Below are 20436 nucleotides of genomic sequence, written 5' to 3'. Positions count from 1 at the left end.
CTCCCCGTTTCCCCCGGAATGGGCATCGCGGAGCATCGAATATGGTCAAGGGATCGGCCGTCGTCTCTCTCATCGTCTTGCTTTGGACAACGTCACTGTCGGCACAGACGATCTATCCGATCGATCGTGCCGAGATCCTGGCTGGGGCCCAATTCGACTTCAAGGTCGAATTCCCCGGGCTGGTCGATCCCGCCAAGCTGAAGGTGACGGTGAACGGCGCGGATTACGCGACCGCGTTCGGCCGTTCGGCGACCTTCATCGACCGCGAGGACGGCAAGGAGCAGTCGGCGCTGATCCTGCGCGACGTCACGCTGACCACGCCGGGCAGCATTGCCGTGGATGTGAGTGACGGCACGCGCCAGCGCAGCGTCACATGGACGGTCTACGACACGGGTCCGCGCAAGGCGAAGAACGTTATCCTGTTCATCGGTGACGGCATGTCGCCGGCGCATCGGGTCGCGGCCCGAATCCTGTCCAAGGGCATCTCGGAGGGCAAGAGCCGCGGCAAGCTCGCCATTGACGACATGCCTCACATGGCACTGGTGGCGACCGCGGGCTCGGACTCGATCATCACGGACTCCGCTAACTCGGCCAGCGCCTATGCGACCGGGCACAAGGCTGCCGTCAACGCCCTCGGCGTCTACGCGGACCGCACCGCAAGCCCGTTCGACGATCCCCGGGTCGAAACCATCACGAGCCTTGCCCGGAGGCGGCTCGGCATGGCGATCGGCATCGTCACGAACACCGAGATCGAGGACGCAACGCCGGCGGCGATGGTCGCGCATACGCGCCGGCGCGCGGCCTATGACGAGATCGTCGAGCAGTTGTTCGCGGCCAAGCCGGATGTGCTGATGGGCGGCGGCAGCGCGAATTTCCTGCCGAAATCCGCCGCCGGCTCCAAGCGCAAGGACGAGACCGACTACATCGCGAAGTTTCGTGACGCAGGCTATCAGGTGGCGACCACCGCGGGCGAGCTCGGCGCTTCTGCCGCAAAGCCGGAGACGGGCAAGCTGCTCGGCCTGTTCGCCGCCGGCAACATGGACGGCGCGCTGGATCGCAAATTCCTCAGAGGCGGCGGCGTGAAGAAATTTCCCGAGCAGCCTGACTTGACCGAGCAGGTGCAGGCAGCGCTGAACATCCTGGCGAAGAACGAGGCTGGCTTCTTCCTGATGGTCGAGTCCGGAATGATCGACAAATACGCGCATTTGCTCGACATGGAGCGCGCCGTCTTCGACACGATCATGCTCGACAACGCGGTGCGCCAGACCCGTGAATGGGCGCGTGCGCGCGGCGAGGACACCCTCATCCTGGTGTTGGCGGACCACAATCATCCCAACAGCCTCGTCGGCACGGTGAATGACGACATGGGCACCGCGCCCAACGTGCCGCTGCGCGAGCGCGTCGGCGTCTACGATCAGGCCGGGTTTCCGAATTATCCGGCGCCGGATGCGGAGGGTTATCCGGCCCGCATCGACGTGAGCCGGCGGCTTGCCATCTTCTCGGCCAGCCTGCCGGACCATTACGAGACGTTCCGCCCGAAGCTCGACAATCCCAACGAGCCGACCGTGAAGGGTGCGGAGGACGGGACGTTCAAGGCCAACGACAGATACAAGGATGTTCCAGGCGTCGTGCTGCGCCCGGGCAATCTGCCGGCGATGATCGGCGCCAGTGTGCATTCGGGTGAGGACGTCATCCTCACGGCGACGGGTCCGGGCAGCGAGCGCGTGCAGGGTTCGATGGACAATACGGAAGTGTTTCGCGTCATCGCGGATGCGCTTGGGCTTGCCGCCGCGCATTAAGGGCGAGACGCGCGCCAAACAAAAATGGCCGGGATTGCTCCCGGCCATTTTTCGTTGCGAGGGACTTACTGCCGCGGCGGAGGCGCCGCGTTGGCCTGGCCGCCATTGAGCAGCGGCGTGATGTTGCGGATGGTCACGCGCCGGTTGATCAGGCTCGGCCCCTGCGACTGCTCCTTCAGATACTGCTCGCCATAGCCCTGCGACGTCAGGTTCTCCGCGGGCACGTTGAACTGCTGCGTCAGCAATTCGGCCGCGGACTGCGCACGACGGTCCGACAATGACAGATTGTCGACCTCGTTGCCGACCGCGTCGGTGTGTCCCTCGATCAGGAACACCGCGCGCGGGTTCTGCTGAATCGCCTGGTTGAGGCCGTCGGCGATCACCTGCAGCCGGGCCGCCTGGTCCGGCGGGATGGTCCACGATCCCGTCTCGAAGTTGATCGTGTTGACGTCGATGCTCGGCATCTGCATGCGAACATTGGGGCTGTAGCGGATCTCGTCGAGCGAGTAACGCCGATCGATCCGCTGTACCGGCGGTGCCACCATGGTCTGGTAGATCACGTCCGGCGATGCCTCCTGGGCGTCGACGATGTAGCGGTCGTAGGGAATGTTCACGACCGGCGGCGGCACGTCGACATAGAAGCCGCCGACTGCCCGCGGATCGCGGTAGGTGTTGTCGATGATGACGAGCTCGCCCCCGCGGGGGTCCCTGCGGATTCGCCGCCGCAGCGAACCGTCCGCACCGACCACGGTGATGATCTCGCTGCCGTCGGGACGGACCACGACGGTGCGGGTTTCACCGCCGACGGTGTCGGTGCGGATGTCACGGGCGCCATAGCGGAAGCGATAGAGGTCGTTGCCACGGACGTAAGCCTGCCCGCCCGGATCGCGGATGATGATGCGGTCCGGCTCGGTGTAGACGGTGCGGCCGCCTTCGACGACCTCGCGTCGCTGGCTGTGCATGTCGGCAATGGTGGCGCCGATCACGGCGCCGGCCACCACGCCTGCACCGATCGCGAGCGGGGTCAGGTCGCGTTGCTGTGGGCGCGGCGGAGGCGGCAAGGGCGCGGCGACCGTCGGCGCGGCCCGGAAGGCGGGCGCGACCGTCGGCGGCCTGTATTGTGCCCTGTCGGGCGGCGGCGCGGCGGCCGGTGTGCCAGGGACGACGGTCGGCGCGGCAGCGCCGGCGGGAGGCGCCGGCGGCCGGGGCGGGGCACCAGCCTGCGGGCCGGCAGGCGGGGTTCCGGCCGCGGGCGGCGTTGCACCCTGCTGACCAGGGGTTGGCGTCGCAGTCGGGGCCGGAGCCGCGCCGGGGCCCGGCGTTGCCGCACCCGGACGTCCGGGCGGTGGCGTCGGCGTGCTGCCGGGAGCCGGCGTGGCCGTCGGAGCGGGCGCGGCACCGGGAGCCGGCGATCCTGCAGCCGGAGGCGTGCCGGGACGTGCGCCGGGCGGCGGTGCGCCGGGGCGGCCCGCCGGCGGTGCGCCAGGCGTGCTGCCCGGAGCCGGCGTTGCAGTCGGCGCGGGTGTCGCAGTCGGGGCAGGTGTGGCGGTCGGAGCAGGCGCTCCCGGTCGCGCCGTCGGCGCTGCGGGTGCGGGAGAAGGCGTCGCCGCGGGGCCCGGAGCGGGGCGGCCCGGAGGCGTTGCAGCCGGCGGCGGCGCTGGTGGCGTCGGGGCCGGACGTGCTGCGGGAGGCGGCGGCGTGGGTGCGTGCTGCGGACCTGCAGCAGGCGGCGGTGCCGGCGGCGTGGGAGCCGGGCGTGCCGCAGGCGGCGGAGGTGGAGGTGTCGGGGCGTGCTGCTGCGGCGCCGCGGCCGGAGGCGGCGACGGCTGCTTCGGTGCAGCAGGCGGCGGTGGTGGCGGCGGGGGAGCCGGACGGGCCGCAGGTGGCGGCGGAGGCGGTGGCGGCGCGGCGGGACGCGGCGGTGCGGCAGCCGGCGGCGGCGCAGCGGGCGGGTGGGGCGGTGCAGCGGCGGGCGGCGGAGCGGCCGGGCGTGCGGGCCCAGCAGGCGGCGCAGCCGCGGGTCCCTTCGGCGGCTGCTTCGGTTTTCCGTCAGGGCCTGCATCTTGAGGCTGCGCCTGTGCGACCACGAGCGGCGGCGCACTTTGCGCTTGCGATGCGGAGCTTGCGAATTGCATCGCGGTCAGAGCCGTCGTCGCGAGCAGCACGAAACGAAGATTGGTCATGGTGGTGAACTTCCCCGGAAGGTTCTTTGACGAAGTGTTGGGATGAACAGCTACGCGTTAGGCCGGATTGTGGCGGGCGATGCGGTCGCGGCCCGATTTATTTCTGCACGGAAATCATGTCACTCCGGCAACGTTCATTGCGCATTCAGACGCTGGTTGCAATTGCCCCACATGTGATCGGCTGCTTCATGCGCGATCCCGCGGCGGAATTGCATCCGTCGCAGGGTTCGGCGTCAGCGGCCCGTTCGGCCCGCGCGATGGAATCTCTTCAGGCATGCGGCCCGGCAATTCGTCGGGCCGCGGTGGCGAGCCGGGTTCGCGCACCGGCGGCGTGATTTCAGGCTGCGGATTGCCCGGCGGAATGCCGGGCGGCGGTTCGGCTGGAGTCCCCGGAGTTGCCGGTGGAATCTCGGGCGGTTCGATCGGCATCGGCATCATCGGGATCAGTTGTCCGGAGAAGGACAACGATGATGCCGCGCCGATGTTCCCAGATCGCGTCGCGCTGGATCTGCCTTATTCCGGCGCGTGGCAGACGGCCTCGATGTTGTGGCCGTCAGGGTCGAGCACGAAGGCGCCGTAGTAGTTCGCATGGTAATGCGGGCGGATGCCGGGCGGGCCGTTGTCGCGGCCGCCGGCCGCGATGGCCGCCGTGTAGAACGCGTCGACGGTGGCGCGGTCCCTGGCTGCGATCGCGACATGCACCGGCTTGTTCATGGCGCCTTCGCCGCCGATCCAGAAATCCGGCTTGCCGTTGGCACCGAAGCCTGCGGCGGCAGCGTGGCCGGTCTGCTCCGCCGTGACCTCCATGATCAGGCCGTAGCCGAGCGGAGCCAGCGCCTTGGCGTAGAACGCCTTGGCGCGCTCATAGTCGGAGACGGAGAAACCCAGATGGTCGATCATCGTAACCTCCTTCGTCCTTGTCAGCGTGAGAGGAACGTATTGCTTCGTGTCTTGCGCATGATCGTGAATCCACGCGCGACCATGTCGGCAATACAATCCTGCTGCCATTCGTTTTGTGACAGATGCTCGATGACGACCGCGCGCGGCCATAGCGAGGGCGGCGCATCGCGGAAGAAGCCGATCAGCACGCGGTCCTCAAAACCCTCGACGTCGATCTTCAGCGAATCGACTTGGCGGACGCCGGCCTCGTCGAGAATGCGTGTCAGCCGCAGCGACGGCACCTTGATCGCCTCGGCGCTCGCCGGGCCGGTGACGACGTGAGTGGCGCCAAGATTACCGCCGCCGCTCTCGATCATCAGCTCGCCGTCGCTGTCGCCGGCGGCAGCCTGCACCAGGCGCACTTGCGCCGTCTTCGACGCGGTGTGGTTGAACGAAAGCCGTCCAAACGTCAGCGGATGTGGCTCGATCGCGACCACCTTGCCTGAGCTGCCGACCTGCTGCGCCATCACCAGCGCAAACGTGCCGACATTGGCGCCGACGTCGACGAAGGTGCCGCCCGCCGGGGTGTGCTGGCGCAGGAAGTCGAGCTCGTCGAGATTGTAATCGGGATTGAACAGCGCGCCGCGCTCAGTCGCGCTGCCCTGGTGATAGAAGCGGAACGATGCGCCCTGATATTGCACGTCGACCGGGCCGCCGCGCAGCAGGTTGACCAGCCGCGACATCCAGGGTCGGAATGCGCCGCGCTTCAGCCCCGACTGCTGTGCGAGGCGAATGATCGCAGCCTGCGCCGAATTGGGCGCAAACGCGCCGAACGGCGCGGACGAAGGGGCGTTGTCGGTCGTCAAGCAGGCGATCCTCGTTGCAAGCGGCGCATGCATAGCCGGTTTTGCGCGGGACTCCAACGCTCGATGCGAGCCACAATCTCGGGGTCGTCCCCGCGAAGGCGGGGACCCATAACCCCAGGGAGGAGTCTAATGCGAGATGCCCACTCCGAGTCGTCGCCAAACTCCTCCCTGTGGGTATGGGTCCCGGATCTGCACGCAGCTCTAGGCAACGCTTCGCGTTACCTAGAGCTGCGCTTGTCCGGGACGACGGAGAGAGTGCGTTACACCGCTTTCCTCACGCCGCCTTCTTCGGTGCCTTGCGCTGCCGCAGGAAGCGGCCGAGCAGCCTGCGCTTGCCCTTGCGCGGGATCAGCTCGATGTCGCTGACGAGCTTGGCGCCGCCCTTGCGGCGCTCCAGCACGATCTTGCGGCTGTGGAAGGCTTCCAGCTCGGCACGATGCGCGACGCTGACGATGGTCGCCTTCGGTAACGCGTCGGTGACCGTCTTCATCATCTTGTCCTGGCTCTTCTCGTCGAGCGCCGAGGTCGCCTCATCCAGCACGACGATATCGGGGTTGTGCAGCAGCAGCCGCGCGAAGGCGAGGCGCTGCTTCTCGCCGCCTGACAGCGTCTGGTCCCACGGGCCCTCTTCCTCGATCTTCTCCTTGAGATGATCGAGCCCGACCTTGTGCAGGGCTTCGCCGATCTCCTCCACGGTCCAGTGGTCGGCGGCGCCCGGATAGGCGACCGCGCGGCGCAAGGATCCGGAAGGCACGTAGGGCCGCTGCGGCAGCATGAACAGGCGCCGGTCGGGATGGAAATTCACGCTGCCGCCGCCCCATGGCCACAGGCCTGCGATGGCACGCACCAGCGTGCTCTTGCCGGTGCCGGATTCGCCGGCGACCAGCAGCCGTTCGCCGGGCTCGATCACCACCTCGGTCTCGCCGACCACGGCCGTGCCGTCGTCGAGCGTGACTGAGAGGTCGTTCAGCTCCAGCATGGCGTCGTTGCGGGTCTCGCCGCGCTTGATGCGGCCGAGGCCATCGCCTTGCTCGGCGCGTTCGAGGCCGTCGAGCGACATCATCAACGAGGCGATGCGGCGCGCGCAGGCATTCCAGTCGGCGAGCCGCGGATAATTGTCGACCAGCCAGCCGAACGCGCTCTGCACGATGGTGAAGGCGGAGGCCGCCTGCATCACTTGTCCCAGCGTCATGCTGCCGTCGAGGAATTTTGGCGCGCAAAGCAAAAGCGGCACGACCGGCGCAACCAGGCTCGATCCCTGCGACACCAGCGTGGTGCGCATGTGTTGGCCGGCGAGCCGCGCCCATTGCCTGAGCACGCTCGTGAAATTGCGGTCGATGCCGTCGCGCTCTTCCTCCTCGCCGCCGAGCAGCGCGATGCTCTCGCCGTTCTCGCGCACGCGTGTCAGCGTGTAGCGGAAATCGGCCTCGGCCTGGTTCTTGTTCTCGGAGACCTGGACGAACTGACGGCCGATCACCAGGATCGAGCCGGACGCGATCGCGGCATAGAGCATCGCGGCGATCACGAGGAAGCCGGGAATGGTGATGCTCGACCCGCCGAGCGTGACTGTGAGCGCGCCGCCGATGGTCCAGAGCACGACGATGAAGGTCGCGGCCGACAGCAGCGCCGAGGTGACGCCCGCGAGGAAATCGACCGGCGAATCGGTCGCGATGCGCAGATCCTCCGCAATCCGGTATTCCGGATTTTCGTGGTCGCCGCGGACGAGGTTGAGCTGGTAATAGCGCCCGTTCTTGAGCCACCGCGTCAGCACGCTCGCAGTCAACCATGCCCGCCAGCGCCGCTGGATGCCCATGCGCGCGAACACCTGGATGACGCCGAGCACGATGCTGCCGATCGCAAGCGGGAAGAACAAAGCGGTGAGATGGAAGACAGCGGTCGCATCGCGTTTCTCGATCGCGTCGAAGATCGCCCGGTTCCAGACATTGATGCCGTACTGGAAGCCGACGGTCAGGACGATCAGCGCGCCGAGGCCGAGCGAGAACGGCCAGGCGAGGCGATCGCCGTTGCGTCCCCAGAAGCCGCGCGCGCTGATCCAGAACCGCGTCAGCAGATAATCCTTGCGGGCCTGCTCGGCTTCCTCGGGCGTTAGCTCCGGGTCAGGCTCGAGCAATTCCGGCGGTGGCGCGGCGACCTCGTCGCCATTCTCCCCCTTGATCCCGACGATGGGCGGTTTGGGGCCCTGTTCGCGCTTCGCGGCCGGCTTTTGCATGAGCGGACAACGCGAAGGAAATCAACCGGTTCCCTCAGGTTCCGCGTGGCGCCTCATTCGGCCGCGCCGTCGCGGACGCGCCGGATCCGGGCCGCCCGGTGGAGAACGCGCGACAATTCCTCGATCGAATAAGGCTTCTGCACGAGTTCGAAACCGGTCACGCCCTCTTGCGACAGGGCCTGGCTGTAGCCCGTGGTCAGCACGACCGGCACGTCGATGCCGCGGTCGCGGATCGCCTGTGCCAGATCGAGCCCGGTCATCCCAGGCATCACCACGTCCGTGAACACGACGTCGAAGCGATCCGCGTCCATGACGAGCTCGGCGAGCGCATCGGTGGCGTTGTCGACCAGCGTGATGCTGTAGCCGAGCTCGGTGAGGCCGTCGGCGGCAAAATTGGCCAGCTCGATATTGTCCTCGACCAGCAGCACCGACATGCCGCTGCCGGCCACCGCCGGCGCTGTGTTCGGCGCCTGCCGCTGCGGCAGCAGGTCCGGCGGCACGCGCGGCAGGTAGAGCGAGAAGGTGCTGCCGCGACCGACCTCGCTCGCAACCGTCACCTCGCCGCCGGATTGCCGGGCGAAGCCGAACACCTGGGACAGGCCGAGGCCGGTGCCATGGCCGACCTGCTTGGTGGTGAAGAACGGTTCGAAGATGCGCTCCAGTCGTGCGGCAGGAATGCCGATGCCGGTGTCGCTGACGGTCACGCTGATGAAGCCGCGGTTTGCCAGGTTCTGGTTTGCCAAGCTCTGGCTTCCCAAATTCTGGCTTACCAAGTTCTGGCTGCCTGGGGCATGGGCCAGCGTGTCCGGAACGGTCGTCGCGGTCTCGACCGTGAAAACGATCCTGCCCTTGCCCTGCATGGCATCGCGCGCGTTGGTCGCCATGTTGATCAGCGCCGTCTCGAACTGGCCGGCATCGGCGTGGACGAGGCAGGGCTCGGTGGGCAGGCGCATGGTGATCTCGATGGCCGGCCCCAGCAGCGGCGCCAGCATGTCGTGCAGCGCCTGCATGCGCTCGCCGACGTCGAACACTTCCGGCTTCAGGGTTTGACGCCGCGCAAAGGCGAGCAGCTGCGAGGTCAGCTTCGCCGCGCGTGCCACCGCGTCCGCAATGGCCGTGATGTAGCGCTGCCGCCGCTCCTCCGTCAGTTGCGGCCGGTTCAACAGGTCGACCGAGGCGCGGATCACCGTCAGCAGATTGTTGAAATCATGCGCGACGCCGCCGGTGAGCTGTCCGAGCGCCTCCAGGCGCTGGCTGTGCTTGAGCGCCTCCTCGGCCTCACGCCGCTTGGCGGCTTCGGCCTGAAGGTGCTGGGTGCGCCGCAACGCCAGCGCCAACAGCAGAAACAGGAGTGCGGTGGCGGGAATGCCGAACACCAGATGCTGGCCCATGGTGGCGAGCCAGCGCGCGCGGATCGCCGAGGTCTCGAGCCCGGCGCTGACATAGATCGGATATTCGGCGACGCGCCGATAGCCAATGCGGCGCTCGATCCCGTCCGACGGCCAGGCGACGGTGATGAGGCCGTGCGCGGGCCGCGCCGCGATTTCCCGGCCGACCGGTCCAGTCGGATCGAGCCGAAGGTCGCGCTCGAGCCGCGGGAACTGCGCGAGCAGCACACCGTCGGCGCGGCCCATCGCGAAGAAGCTGCCGGCATCGGAGCCGATCCGCGCATAGAAACTCTCGAAATATTCGGGCAGGACGGAGGCCTGGATCACCCCGATGAAGCTGCCGTCGTCGGAGTCTCGGCGGCGGCTCATCCCGAAGAAGCGTGCGCCCTGATAGGGCGGACGGGGTGTCAGGGCCGTGCCGATGAAGCTGCCGATGGTCTGGTCGACATGAGCGTAAAAATAGTCGCGGTCTGCAAAGCGGAGCTCCGGCGGCGGCGAGGCGAGGCTGTTGACCAGCGCTCTTCCGTCCGCGTCGAAGATCCAGGCCGATTTGAGCTGCGGCAGCGAATCGGTCAGCCGCCTCAGGCGGCGGTGCAGCGCCGGCTCGCGCTCGCGGATGACGTCGTCGGGAAGGCCGCGCACGACCTCGTTGAGCTCGGCCAGGCTGCGATCGATGGTCTCGAACACCTTGAGCGCGTGCTCATGCACGACGTCGAGCGTGCGCTCGATCTCCCGGTCGGCGATGTCCCTGGTCGAGGTGTAGGAGATCGCGGAGGTGATGATGAACAGCGCAACCGGCAGCGCCAGGGATGCCGCCATCATCCACTGCAACAGCTTCAGCGAATTGCGTTGCGCCCTCTGCACAGTCGCTCCGTCCCTGACGGGAGCTTAACTGAATCTCGCGCGGGGAAGGAAGCAACTTGTGCCGGAACCGCTGGTTGTGCGCCGGGAACTTACGCGCACCGCGGGTCGGAGAAAATTCTACTCGAATTGACTGCGATCTCGGAATGTCCCGGCCGGACTGGCCGGGACAGGAAGCATGAACCGCGCCTTTAGATCTGGCGCTCGACCATCTTGAGCTTGAGCTCGGCGATGGCTTCGGCCGGGTTCAGTCCCTTCGGGCAGGCCTTGGCACAATTCATGATGGTGTGGCAGCGGTAGAGGCGGAATGGATCCTCGAGATTGTCGAGCCGCTCGCCGGTCGCCTCGTCGCGCGAATCGGACACCCAGCGGTTGGCCTGGAGCAGCGCTGCGGGGCCGAGATAACGTTCGCTGTTCCACCAATAGCTCGGGCACGAGGTCGAGCAGCAGGCGCACAGGATGCACTCGTAGAGGCCGTCGAGCTTCTCGCGATCCTCGTGGGTCTGGCGCCATTCCTTCTGCGGCGTCGGCGAGGTGGTCTTCAGCCACGGCTCGACCGATGCGTACTGGGCGTAGAAATTGGTGAGGTCGGGGACGAGGTCCTTCACCACCGGCTGGTGCGGCAGCGGATTGATCTTCACCGCGCCGTCCTTCACGTCGTGCATCGAGCGGGTGCAAGCGAGCGTATTCTGGCCGTCGATGTTCATGGCGCAGGAGCCGCAGACGCCTTCGCGGCAGGAGCGGCGGAAGGTCAGCGACGGGTCGATGTGGTTCTTGATCCAGATCAGGCCGTCCAGCACCATCGGACCGCAATCATTGGTGTCGACGTAATAGGTGTCGACGCTCGGATTCTTGCCGTCGTCCGGATTCCAGCGATAGACGCGAAACTCGCGGGTCTCGGTCGCGCCCGCGGGCTTCGGCCAGGTCTTGCCGCCAGTGATCTTGGAGTTCTTCGGAAGTGCGAATTCAACCATCTCGATAAGGCCTTCGCTGTTCGCTCAGTACACACGCGCTTTCGGCGGGATGTACTGCACGTCGTTGGTCATGGTGTAGTCGTGAACCGGGCGGTACTCGATCTTGACCTTGCCGGCATCGTCCAGCCAGGCCAGCGTGTGCTTCATCCAGTTCTTGTCGTCGCGTTCGGAGAAATCCTCGCGCGCATGCGCGCCGCGGCTTTCGGTGCGGTTGGCGGCCGAATTCATCGTCACCACCGCCTGCGAGATCAAATTGTCGAACTCGAGCGTCTCGACGAGGTCCGAATTCCACACCAGCGAGCGGTCGGACACGGCGATGTCGGTGATGCCGCTGTGGACCTTCTCGATCAGGTTCTGGCCCTCGCTGAGGACTTCGCCGGTGCGGAACACCGCGCAATTGCTCTGCATCACGTGCTGCATGCCTTCGCGCAGCTTTGCGGTCGGCGTGCCGCCGGAGGCGTAGCGGTAATGGTCGAGCCGGCCGAGCGCGAGCTCGGACGAGTTCGCCGGCAGCTCCGGCTGCTTGGCATTGGGCGTCAGCTTCTCGGCGAGGCGGAGCGCTGCGGCGCGGCCGAACACGACGAGGTCGATCAGCGAGTTGGAGCCGAGGCGGTTGGCGCCGTGCACGGAGACGCAGGCGGCTTCGCCGATCGCCATCAGGCCGGGGATGATGGCGTTGTCGTCGCCGTCCTTCTTGGTCAGGACTTCGCCGTGATAGTTGGTGGGGATGCCGCCCATGTTGTAGTGCACGGTCGGTACGATCGGGATCGGCTCGCGCGTCACGTCGACATTGGCGAAGATCTTTGCGGATTCGGAGATGCCCGGCAGCCGCTCGGCCAGCACCGCGGGATCGAGATGGTCCAGATGCAGGAAGATGTGGTCCTTCTTCTTGCCGACGCCGCGACCTTCGCGGATCTCGATGGTCATCGCGCGCGAGACGACGTCGCGCGAGGCGAGGTCCTTGGCCGAGGGCGCATAGCGCTCCATGAAGCGCTCGCCTTCCGAGTTGACGAGATAGCCGCCTTCGCCGCGGGCGCCTTCGGTGACGAGGCAGCCCGAGCCGTAGATGCCGGTCGGATGGAACTGCACGAACTCCATGTCCTGCATCGGCAGGCCGGCGCGCAGCACCATGCCGCCGCCGTCACCGGTGCAGGTGTGCGCCGAGGTACAGGAGGCATAGGCGCGGCCGTAGCCGCCGGTCGCGAGGATCACGGTCTGGGCGCGGAAGCGGTGCAGCGTGCCGTCGTCGAGCTTGAGCGCGATGACGCCGCGGCAGGTGCCCTGGTCGTCCATGATCAGGTCGATGGCGAAGAACTCGATGAAGAACTCGGCAGCGTGGCGCAGCGACTGGCCGTACATCGTGTGCAGCATGGCGTGACCGGTGCGGTCGGCGGCGGCGCAGGTGCGCTGCGCCTGGCCCTTGCCGTAGTCCATGGTCATGCCGCCGAACGGACGCTGATAGATCTTGCCGTCCTCGGTGCGCGAGAACGGAACGCCCCAATGCTCGAGCTCGTAGACCGCGTCGGGCGCGTTGCGCACCATGTATTCGATCGCGTCCTGGTCGCCGAGCCAGTCCGACCCCTTCACGGTGTCGTACATGTGCCAGCGCCAGTCGTCCTTGTGCATGTTGCCGAGCGAGGCGGAGATGCCGCCCTGCGCCGCCACCGTGTGCGAGCGGGTCGGAAACACCTTGGTGATGCAGGCCGTGCGCAGGCCGGCTTCGCTGCAGCCGACCACGGCGCGCAGGCCCGCGCCGCCGGCGCCGACCACGACGACGTCATAGGTGTGGTCTTCGATCGGATAGGCTTTGCCGTTGGTGGCGGGAGCGCCGTTGCCCGTGCCATTCGTTGTGGTGGCCATGGGTTACACTCCGGAGGACAGTTTCAGGATCGCGTAGGTCGAGGCGAGCGCCACGGCGACCGAGAAGAAATTGTTGAGCATGATCGAGACGAGCTTCAGCTTCTCGTTATGGACGTAGTCCTCGATCACCACCTGCATGCCGATCTTCATGTGCCAGGCGCTGGCGAAAATGAAGAGGAGCAGGATCACCGCGACGGGAATGGAGCTCAGGGTCTGCGCAGCGTAGACCTGGTTGCGGCCGAGCAGCATCACGATGATCACCAGCGCCGGGATCATCAGCAGCGTCATGGCGACGCCGGTGATGCGCTGACGCCAGAAATCGGACGTGCCGGAATGCGCGGCGCCGAGATTGCGGACGCGGCCGAGCGGGGTGCGCAGGCTGCGCTTCGGCGTATCGGATGCGCTCATCGTCCACCTCCGTTCGCATAGGCGATGATCCAGATCAGCACCGTCAGCGCGATGCCGCCGATCAGGGCGCCCCAGGTCAGCGCTTCCCGCTCATTGGCCTTGAAGCCGTAGCCGAGGTCCCACACGAAATGCCGGATGCCGCTGAGCATATGGTGCATCAGCGCCCAGGTGTAGCCGAACACGATCAGCCGCCCGATGATGCTGCCGGCGAAGGCCTGGACGTGCGCGTAAGCGGCCGGGCCGGAAGCCGCGGCAACCAGCCACCAGACCAGCAGCAGGGTTCCGAAATAGAGGGCAATACCGGTGGCGCGATGGATGATGGACAGAGCCATCGTCAGCGTCCAGCGGTAGACTTGCATGTGCGGCGAGAGGGGTCGTTCGATCCGTGCGGTCATGGGCTTTGATGTTTTATGGCGGCCCAGCAGGGGGCGCCCGGGGATCGGAAAGGTCGGCTCTATTTACGGAGTCGATTTGGCCTGCGCAATCTCCAAATTGCCATAAATCGAACCATGGTTCAGCTCTAGAGCCTTGATGAAACAAGGCCAATCAGGGGCTTGGTATACCAGAGCATCTGTCTGCCAGCGAAATTCAGAATCCAAGCTCATTACTTGGTGGCGCCAGCAGGGCGCATTGAAATCGCTATTGGAACGCCTCTAACTCACTGCCCGCCGCTTGCCGCTCGCAGCAATCGGTCCGTGTCGGCCGTAGCCGGCCCGTCAGGGCCAGGGCGACTCGGCCCACCGCACGCTGGGCCCGTTTCGCTGGGACCGCGGATATGCGCAGCCCGCATTCCACCCCAGCCGGCACGTCCGGTGCGTCGACCACGCAACCCGGATCGCCTAAAGCTGGGACCGCAGCCGTCTGCGGCTGACGTCGGGAGAGGTTGCGACCAGTCGCCGGGGCAGGTCTGGGGTGATTGCAGGACTTGATATCAAGAACATCGTCGAGCTCGCGCTGCTGCTGATCGCAACCGGGGCGCTTTCGGGATTTTTGGCCGGCGTGTTCGGCATCGGCGGGGGCGCGATTCTCGTGCCGGTGTTCTACGAATGCTTTCGCATTGCCGGCGTGCCGTTGCAGGTGCGCATGCCGCTCTGCATCGGCACCTCGCTCGCGGTGATCATCCCGACCTCGATCCGTTCGTTCCAGGCGCATTACAAGCGCGGCGCCGTCGATATGGCCATCCTCAGGGTCTGGTGGTTGCCGATCGTGATCGGCGTGGTCGCCGGCAGCGTGGTCGCGCGCTATGCGCCGGAGCGGCTGTTCAAGATCGTGTTCGTCTGTGTCGCCTGGTCGGCGGCGGCACGCCTCATCTTCGCGCGCGAAGGCTGGAAGTTGGGCGACGATCTGCCGAAGGGCCCCTTGATGCGCGTCTACGGCTTTTGCGTCGGTATTCTTTCGACGCTGATGGGCATCGGCGGCGGCCTGTTCTCGAACCTGCTGATGACCTTCTACAGCCGTCCGATCCATCAGGCGGTGGCGACGTCATCCGCGCTCGCGGTGTTGATCTCGATCCCCGGCGCGCTCGGCTACATCTATGCGGGCTGGCCTGCGGCGGCGAACTATCCGGCCGTCGCAGCCCTGCAGATCCCGTTCGCGCTCGGTTACGTCTCGCTGATCGGCGCCGTGCTGGTGATGCCGATGAGCCTCGTCACCGCGCCGCTAGGCGTGAGAGCCGCGCATGCGATGTCGAAGCGGACGCTGGAAATGGCGTTCGGATGTTATCTGTTGATCGTCGGCAGCCGGTTCGTGATGAGTCTGGTCGGCGGACTGTGAGTGGCGTGCGCCATAACGCTTACCACACACTCCGCTGTCATCGCCCGACTTGATCGGGCGATCCAGTATTCCAGAGACGGCGGTGCTTGCCTCGAAAGGCTGCGGCGTACTGGATACCCCGGTCAAGCCGGGCATGATAGCGCGTTTTGTGGATGCTCCTCGTCGCAACCTGCGACGAGTCCCCTCACTTCTTCGCGTAGATATCCTTGTACGTATCCCGCAGGATGTTCTTCTGCACCTTGCCCATGGTGTTCCGCGGCAGCTCGTCGACGACGAAGACGCGTTTGGGCATCTTGAACTTCGCAAGCCGCCCGTCGAGCGCCTTCAGTACCGAGGCCTCGCTCACGTCCGCGCCCTTGTTGCAGACCAGAACCGCCGTGACGCCCTCGCCGAAATCGGCGTGCGGCACGCCGATCACAGCGGATTCCACCACGCCCGGCATGGCGTCGATCTCGCTCTCGATCTCTTTCGGATAGACGTTGAAGCCGCCGGAGATCACGAGATCCTTGCCGCGGCCGAGGATGTGGACGTAGCCCTTGGTGTCGATCTTGCCGAGGTCGCCGGTGATGAAGAAGCCGTCGTCGCGGAATTCGGACTTGGTCTTCTCCGGCATGCGCCAATAGCCCTTGAAGACGTTCGGGCCCTTGACCTCGATCATGCCGATCTCCTCGTGCGGCAGCTCTTTGCCCGTCTCGGGCTCGGTCACGCGCACGGAGACGCCGGGCAAGGGAAAGCCGACTGCGCCGGGCACGCGCTCGCCGTCATAGGGGTTCGACGTGTTCATGTTGGTCTCGGTCATGCCGTAGCGCTCGAGCACTGCGTGCCCCGTGCGCGCCGACCATTCGCGATGGGTCTCCGCCAGCAGCGGCGCCGAGCCCGAGATGAACAGCCGCATATGCTTGGTCGTCTCCTTCGACAGCGCAGGGTTCTGGAGCAAGCGCGTATAGAAGGTCGGCACGCCCATCAGCACCGTGGCGCGCGCCATCAGCTTGATGATGAGATCCGGATCGAGCTTCGGCAGGAAGATCATCGACGCCCGCGCGAACAGTGTCACGTTGGTCGCCACGAACAGGCCGTGGGTATGATAGATCGGCAGTGCGTGGATCAGCACGTCCTTGTCGGTGAAGCGCCAATAGCCGACGAGCGAGAGCGAGTTCGACGCCAGATTATCATGCGTCAGCATCGCGCCCTTGGAGCGCCCCGTGGTGCCCGAGGTGTAGAGGATGGCGGCGAGATCGTCGTTCGCCCGCGCGACGGTCGTGAATTCGCTGCCGGCCTTGTCGGCGGCTTCCGTCAGCGAGCCCTTGCCGTCAGCTCCGAGCGTCTCGATCTTGGCCTTTACCTTGGCGGCGATCGGGGCGAGGCCCTCCGCCTTGGAGGGATCGCAGACCACCAGCGACGGCTCGGCGTCGCCGATGAAGTAGTCAAGCTCGTTCAGCGTATAGGCGGTGTTGAGCGGAAGGTAGACCGCGCCGGCCCTGACAGTGCCGAGGTACAGCACGATATTGGCGACGGATTTCTCGACCTGTACCGCAACGCGGTCGCCCGGCTTCACGCCGCGCGCGACCAGCACATTTGCCATCTGCCCGGCCCGCGCGATCAACTCGCCATAGCTGATATGGCCGCCGTCATGCGTCTCGATCGCGAGGCGCTTCGGATCGTCCAGGCCGTCGAACAGGCGGGAGAACAAATTGGCGTTGGCAGCTGGGTTCATGCAACATTCCTCGCCGGCGAAGGCCGGTCAAACCGAGGGCTGGATTAGCAAAAACCGCCCCAATGAAGCAACGGAGACAGTTTGCATGACAAAAGGTGGGAAACGCGTGGCCTGGGTCACGGGCGGAGGCAGCGGGATCGGCGAGGCCGGCGCCGAGGCGCTGGCGGCCGACGGCTGGACGGTGGTGGTGTCGGGCCGGCTGAAGGACGCTCTGAATACCGTGGTTGCCAAAATCGCCAAGACGGGCGGGGCGGCCGAGGCCATCGCGCTGGACGTGGCCAACGCTGCGGAAGCCCAGAAAGCCGCCGATCAGATCGTCGCCAGGCACGGCCGCATCGACCTCCTGGTCAACAATGCCGGCATCAATGTTCCCAAGCGCAGCTGGAAGGACATGGAACTGGAGGGCTGGGACAGACTGGTCCAGGTCAATCTCAACGGCGTGCTCTATTGCATGCGCGCGGTGCTGCCGACGATGCGCAAGCAGCAGGACGGCGCGATCATCAACGTCTCGTCCTGGGCCGGCCGCCACGTCTCGAAGATGTCGGGGCCGGCCTACACCACGACCAAGCATGCGGTGCTGGCGCTGACCCATTCCTTCAATATGGACGAATGCGTCAATGGCCTGCGCGCCTGCTGCCTGATGCCGGGCGAGGTAGCGACGCCGATCCTCAAGCTGCGCCCGGTGGTGCCGAGCGAGGACGAGCAGGCGAAGATGCTGCAATCCGAAGATCTCGGCCGCACCATCGCGTTCATCGCCTCGATGCCGCCGCGCGTCTGCATCAACGAGGTGCTGATCAGCCCGACGCATAATCGCGGATTCATTCAGACGCCGAACAACAGGGATTAGTGCGGGCACAACTACTGCAACGGGCGCACTGTCGTAGGGTGGGCAAAGGCGCAAAGCGCCGTGCCCACCACCTCTCTCCATTTGCGGTTGGTGGGCACGCTGCGCTTTGCCCACCCTACGGCACCGCCCGCTTGGCGCGTGTTCGCATCACACGGACACGCCGCTCCATAGTTTCACGCATCACAAAGAATTTTTCTCCGAAACCGCAACCCGAACCCTCCCGTAGTTCGGTCCAACGACGGCGCTGCTGCTTCACGCCAATAGGTCGCAGTCGCCGTTGTTGCCCCAACCCAACACCGGCCATCGCCGGTACCAATTCAATCGGGAGACTTTCCATGTCGAAGCGCATTGCCTATCTCGCCGCCGCCGCCTTCAGCGCCCTGGCCATCACCGCGACCGTCGTCGCGCCTGTCCGCGCAGAGGAGAAGACCGTCATGGTCGGCGGCGCCGCGATGTTCCCGTCCAAGAACATCGTCCAGAACGCGGTCAATTCGAAGGACCACACCACGCTGGTCGCGGCGGTGAAGGCGGCCGGCCTGGTGCCGACGCTGGAAGGCAAGGGTCCGTTCACGGTGTTCGCGCCGACCAACGCCGCCTTCGGCAAGCTGCCGGCCGGCACCGTCGACAATCTGGTCAAGCCCGAGAACAAGGCGACGCTGACCAAGATCCTCACCTACCACGTCGTGCCCGGCAAGCTCGAGGCCTCCGACCTCACCGAGGGCAAGAAGCTGAAGACCGCCGAAGGCGAGGAACTGACGGTCAAGAAGATGGACGGCAAGACCTGGATCGTCGATGCCAAGGGCGGCACCTCGATGGTCACGATCTCCAACGTCAACCAGTCCAACGGCGTGATCCATGTGGTCGACACCGTGCTGATGCCGGCGACGTAACACCACGCGATCCTGTTTCTTCCCCGAGCAGGATGCGACGAAACGGCGAGCCGGGGGCACCCGGCTCGCTTTATTGTGACCGCCATAGCCCGACGCTATCGATTCGATGGCGGACAGGGCGTAACGAAAGCGGGCGCATCGGCGTATAATCGGTGTCACACGACGTTCAGGACGGAACCATCATGTCGAGCCTCACAGTCACCGACGAGCAGGTCAGCGCCGCCCCGGCCAAAGTGATCCAGCCGGCCTGGGTCCGCGTCATGCACTGGGTCAATGCGCTGGCCATGATCCTGATGATCCTGTCGGGCTGGCAGATCTACAACGCCTCGCCGCTGTTCGGCTTCAGTTTTCCGCGCGAGTACACGCTCGGCGGCTGGCTCGGCGGCGGGCTGCTCTGGCACTTTGCCGCGATGTGGCTGTTGATGATCAACGGCCTCGCCTATCTCATCACGGGCTTTGCCACCGGCCGCTTCCGCAAGAAGCTGTTGCCGATCACACCGTCGGGCGTGCTCCACGATGTCAGGGCCGCGCTGACCTTCAAGCTCGGCCATGACGACCTCACCGTCTACAATTACGTACAGCGCCTGCTCTATGCCGGCATCATCGTGGTCGGCGTGCTGATCGTGCTCACGGGCTTGGGGATGTGGAAGCCGGTGCAGCTCTATTATCTCGTCGCCCTGTTCGGCGACTACCCGACCGCGCGCTACATCCATTTCTTCTGCATGGTCGCGATCTGCGCGTTCCTCGTCGTTCACGTCCTGCTCGCGCTGCTCGTGCCGAAGAGCCTGCGCGCCATGATCATCGGTCGCTAGAGCATGATCCGGAAAAGTGTAAAGCGGTTTTCCGACAAGATCATGCTCAAAATAGATATGTGAGGAGAGCATGGCCAAGCGTTCATTCCTGATCCCCGGCGTCGACAAGCGGCTCCTGATCAAGGACTCCATCAAGACGATGCCCGACGTCACCCGCCGTCGCTTCATCGCGGGCGGCGCCAGTCTCGGCGCGCTGACGCTGCTCACCGGCTGCGATGTGATCGACTCGTCCTCGGCGGAGGAGATGCTGAAGCAGGTCTCGAAATTCAACGACGCGGTGCAGGCCTTCATCTTCAATCCCGACGCGCTGGCGCCGACTTTTCCCGAGAGCGCGATCACGAAGCCGTTCCCGTTCAATGCCTATTACGATCTCGACGACGCACCCGACGTCGCTGGCGCCGACTGGAAACTCGAGGTTCGCGGCCTTGTCGACAACAACAAGTCCTGGACGCTGGACGAGCTCTACAAGCTGCCGCAAGTCACGCAAATCACGCGCCACATCTGCGTCGAGGGCTGGAGCGCGATCGGCAGCTGGACCGGCACGCCCTTGCGCGATTTCCTCAAGCTGATCGGCGCCGACACGCGCGCCAAATACGTCTGGTTCCAGTGCGCCGACAAGGACGGCTACAATTCGCCGCTCGACATGCGCAGCGCGCTGCATCCGCAGACCCAGATGACGTTCAAATACGCGAATGAAATCCTGCCGCGCGCCTATGGTTTTCCCATGAAGATCCGCGTGCCGACAAAACTCGGCTTCAAGAACCCGAAATACGTGGTCTCGATGGAAGTCACCAACGACTACAAGGGCGGCTATTGGGAAGACCAGGGGTATAATTCGTTTAGCGGGAGCTGATCGCCGTTCCGGCGAAGCTGCCGTAGGGTGGGCAAAGCGAAGCGTGCCCACCATTCCATCCATCATGAATAAAACCGTGGGCACGGCGCTACGCGCCTT

General features: G+C 65.7%; 18 protein-coding genes. 6 read left to right on the top strand and 12 right to left on the bottom strand.

The genetic code is table 11. The features are described 5' to 3' along the window. Positions 1 to 41 precede the first annotated feature (41 nt). On the top strand, positions 42 to 1799 hold the full coding sequence (locus GGD66_RS34860; RefSeq protein WP_183261193.1) for an alkaline phosphatase: 1758 nt from the start codon (positions 42 to 44) through the stop codon (positions 1797 to 1799). A 65-nt stretch (positions 1800 to 1864) separates the two neighbouring features. Here GGD66_RS34860 and GGD66_RS34855 read toward each other — a convergent pair whose 3' ends face one another. From GGD66_RS34855 to sdhC, 10 genes are all read right to left on the bottom strand, one after another. Next, positions 1865 to 3982 carry an OmpA family protein gene (locus GGD66_RS34855; protein WP_018318937.1) on the bottom strand — a complete coding sequence of 706 codons (2118 nt, stop codon included), beginning with the start codon at positions 3980 to 3982 and terminating at the stop codon, positions 1865 to 1867. Between the two features lie 186 nt (positions 3983 to 4168). Continuing rightward, positions 4169 to 4411: a hypothetical protein gene (locus GGD66_RS34850; protein ID WP_026202099.1), complete on the bottom strand. Its 243-nt coding sequence runs from the start codon at positions 4409 to 4411 to the stop codon at positions 4169 to 4171. A gap of 84 nt (positions 4412 to 4495) precedes the next feature. Beyond that, the gene (locus tag GGD66_RS34845; protein ID WP_092261470.1) at positions 4496 to 4882 is read right to left on the bottom strand and encodes a VOC family protein; all 387 of its coding nucleotides are present in this window, start codon (positions 4880 to 4882) and stop codon (positions 4496 to 4498) included. A gap of 20 nt (positions 4883 to 4902) precedes the next feature. Then, a complete protein-coding gene (locus GGD66_RS34840; RefSeq protein WP_183261191.1) occupies positions 4903 to 5727 on the bottom strand; it encodes an FkbM family methyltransferase in 825 nt (274 codons plus the stop codon). A gap of 274 nt (positions 5728 to 6001) precedes the next feature. After that, a complete protein-coding gene (locus GGD66_RS34835) occupies positions 6002 to 7957 on the bottom strand; it encodes an ABC transporter ATP-binding protein/permease (protein ID WP_183261188.1) in 1956 nt (651 codons plus the stop codon). 53 nt (positions 7958 to 8010) lie between these two features. After that, positions 8011 to 10209, bottom strand: a complete 2199-nt coding sequence (locus GGD66_RS34830; protein WP_183261186.1) for a hybrid sensor histidine kinase/response regulator — start codon at positions 10207 to 10209, stop codon at positions 8011 to 8013. Between the two features lie 188 nt (positions 10210 to 10397). Continuing rightward, entirely contained in the window at positions 10398 to 11180 is a 783-nt protein-coding gene (locus GGD66_RS34825; RefSeq protein WP_038972643.1) for a succinate dehydrogenase iron-sulfur subunit, read from the bottom strand. A 24-nt stretch (positions 11181 to 11204) separates the two neighbouring features. Continuing rightward, positions 11205 to 13040, bottom strand: coding sequence for a succinate dehydrogenase flavoprotein subunit (sdhA, locus tag GGD66_RS34820; RefSeq protein WP_018318930.1), 1836 nt, complete (start codon positions 13038 to 13040; stop codon positions 11205 to 11207). Between the two features lie 3 nt (positions 13041 to 13043). Continuing rightward, entirely contained in the window at positions 13044 to 13448 is a 405-nt protein-coding gene (sdhD, locus tag GGD66_RS34815) for a succinate dehydrogenase, hydrophobic membrane anchor protein (protein WP_018318929.1), read from the bottom strand. Then, positions 13445 to 13843 (bottom strand): succinate dehydrogenase, cytochrome b556 subunit, encoded by a 399-nt coding sequence (gene sdhC, locus GGD66_RS34810; RefSeq protein ID WP_018318928.1) that lies wholly within the window; start codon positions 13841 to 13843, stop codon positions 13445 to 13447. Before sdhC ends, sdhD begins: the two co-directional genes overlap by 4 nt. A 517-nt stretch (positions 13844 to 14360) precedes the next feature. On the opposite strand from sdhC, the gene GGD66_RS34805 reads away from it, so the two are divergent. Continuing rightward, positions 14361 to 15221 (top strand): sulfite exporter TauE/SafE family protein, encoded by an 861-nt coding sequence (locus GGD66_RS34805; RefSeq protein WP_183261184.1) that lies wholly within the window; start codon positions 14361 to 14363, stop codon positions 15219 to 15221. 184 nt (positions 15222 to 15405) lie between these two features. On the opposite strand, the gene GGD66_RS34800 is transcribed toward GGD66_RS34805, so the two are convergent. Further along, positions 15406 to 16935 (bottom strand): malonyl-CoA synthase, encoded by a 1530-nt coding sequence (locus GGD66_RS34800; RefSeq protein ID WP_183261181.1) that lies wholly within the window; start codon positions 16933 to 16935, stop codon positions 15406 to 15408. An 85-nt stretch (positions 16936 to 17020) separates the two neighbouring features. On the opposite strand from GGD66_RS34800, the gene GGD66_RS34795 reads away from it, so the two are divergent. Next, positions 17021 to 17782, top strand: coding sequence for an SDR family oxidoreductase (locus tag GGD66_RS34795; protein WP_183261179.1), 762 nt, complete (start codon positions 17021 to 17023; stop codon positions 17780 to 17782). Positions 17783 to 17897: 115 nt separating this feature from the next. Here the strand turns inward: GGD66_RS34795 and GGD66_RS34790 are convergent, their stop codons facing one another. Continuing rightward, a complete protein-coding gene (locus GGD66_RS34790) occupies positions 17898 to 18131 on the bottom strand; it encodes a hypothetical protein (protein WP_183261177.1) in 234 nt (77 codons plus the stop codon). On the opposite strand from GGD66_RS34790, the gene GGD66_RS34785 reads away from it, so the two are divergent. From GGD66_RS34785 to GGD66_RS34775, 3 genes are all read left to right on the top strand, one after another. Continuing rightward, positions 18118 to 18672 carry a fasciclin domain-containing protein gene (locus tag GGD66_RS34785; RefSeq protein WP_028139268.1) on the top strand — a complete coding sequence of 185 codons (555 nt, stop codon included), beginning with the start codon at positions 18118 to 18120 and terminating at the stop codon, positions 18670 to 18672. The genes GGD66_RS34790 and GGD66_RS34785 overlap by 14 nt on opposite strands. Positions 18673 to 18854: 182 nt before the next feature. Beyond that, positions 18855 to 19484, top strand: a complete 630-nt coding sequence (locus GGD66_RS34780) for a cytochrome b/b6 domain-containing protein (protein WP_018318923.1) — start codon at positions 18855 to 18857, stop codon at positions 19482 to 19484. A 70-nt stretch (positions 19485 to 19554) separates the two neighbouring features. Next, complete coding sequence (locus tag GGD66_RS34775) at positions 19555 to 20337, top strand: molybdopterin-binding protein (protein WP_183261175.1); 783 nt, start codon at positions 19555 to 19557, stop codon at positions 20335 to 20337. Positions 20338 to 20436: the final 99 nt, after the last annotated feature.

Origin of the sequence: Bradyrhizobium sp. CIR48 (assembly GCF_014198315.1) — a bacterium.
Lineage (GTDB): Bacteria > Pseudomonadota > Alphaproteobacteria > Rhizobiales > Xanthobacteraceae > Bradyrhizobium.
The sequence above is the reverse complement of the archived record's forward strand: the minus strand, read 5'-3'. Positions and strand labels throughout refer to the sequence as shown.

Coding starts and splice junctions, on each gene's coding strand:
- GGD66_RS34850 (WP_026202099.1), bottom strand. CDS start 4,411: ATGCCGATCGAACCGCCCGAGATTCCACCGGCAACTCCGGGGACTCCA.
- GGD66_RS34825 (WP_038972643.1), bottom strand. CDS start 11,180: ATGGTTGAATTCGCACTTCCGAAGAACTCCAAGATCACTGGCGGCAAG.
- sdhD (WP_018318929.1), bottom strand. CDS start 13,448: ATGAGCGCATCCGATACGCCGAAGCGCAGCCTGCGCACCCCGCTCGGC.
- GGD66_RS34785 (WP_028139268.1), top strand. CDS start 18,118: ATGTCGAAGCGCATTGCCTATCTCGCCGCCGCCGCCTTCAGCGCCCTG.
- GGD66_RS34835 (WP_183261188.1), bottom strand. CDS start 7,957: ATGCAAAAGCCGGCCGCGAAGCGCGAACAGGGCCCCAAACCGCCCATC.
- GGD66_RS34780 (WP_018318923.1), top strand. CDS start 18,855: ATGTCGAGCCTCACAGTCACCGACGAGCAGGTCAGCGCCGCCCCGGCC.
- GGD66_RS34845 (WP_092261470.1), bottom strand. CDS start 4,882: ATGATCGACCATCTGGGTTTCTCCGTCTCCGACTATGAGCGCGCCAAG.
- GGD66_RS34800 (WP_183261181.1), bottom strand. CDS start 16,935: ATGAACCCAGCTGCCAACGCCAATTTGTTCTCCCGCCTGTTCGACGGC.
- GGD66_RS34795 (WP_183261179.1), top strand. CDS start 17,021: ATGACAAAAGGTGGGAAACGCGTGGCCTGGGTCACGGGCGGAGGCAGC.
- GGD66_RS34775 (WP_183261175.1), top strand. CDS start 19,555: ATGGCCAAGCGTTCATTCCTGATCCCCGGCGTCGACAAGCGGCTCCTG.
- GGD66_RS34855 (WP_018318937.1), bottom strand. CDS start 3,982: ATGACCAATCTTCGTTTCGTGCTGCTCGCGACGACGGCTCTGACCGCG.
- GGD66_RS34790 (WP_183261177.1), bottom strand. CDS start 18,131: ATGCGCTTCGACATGGAAAGTCTCCCGATTGAATTGGTACCGGCGATG.
- GGD66_RS34860 (WP_183261193.1), top strand. CDS start 42: ATGGTCAAGGGATCGGCCGTCGTCTCTCTCATCGTCTTGCTTTGGACA.
- sdhC (WP_018318928.1), bottom strand. CDS start 13,843: ATGACCGCACGGATCGAACGACCCCTCTCGCCGCACATGCAAGTCTAC.
- sdhA (WP_018318930.1), bottom strand. CDS start 13,040: ATGGCCACCACAACGAATGGCACGGGCAACGGCGCTCCCGCCACCAAC.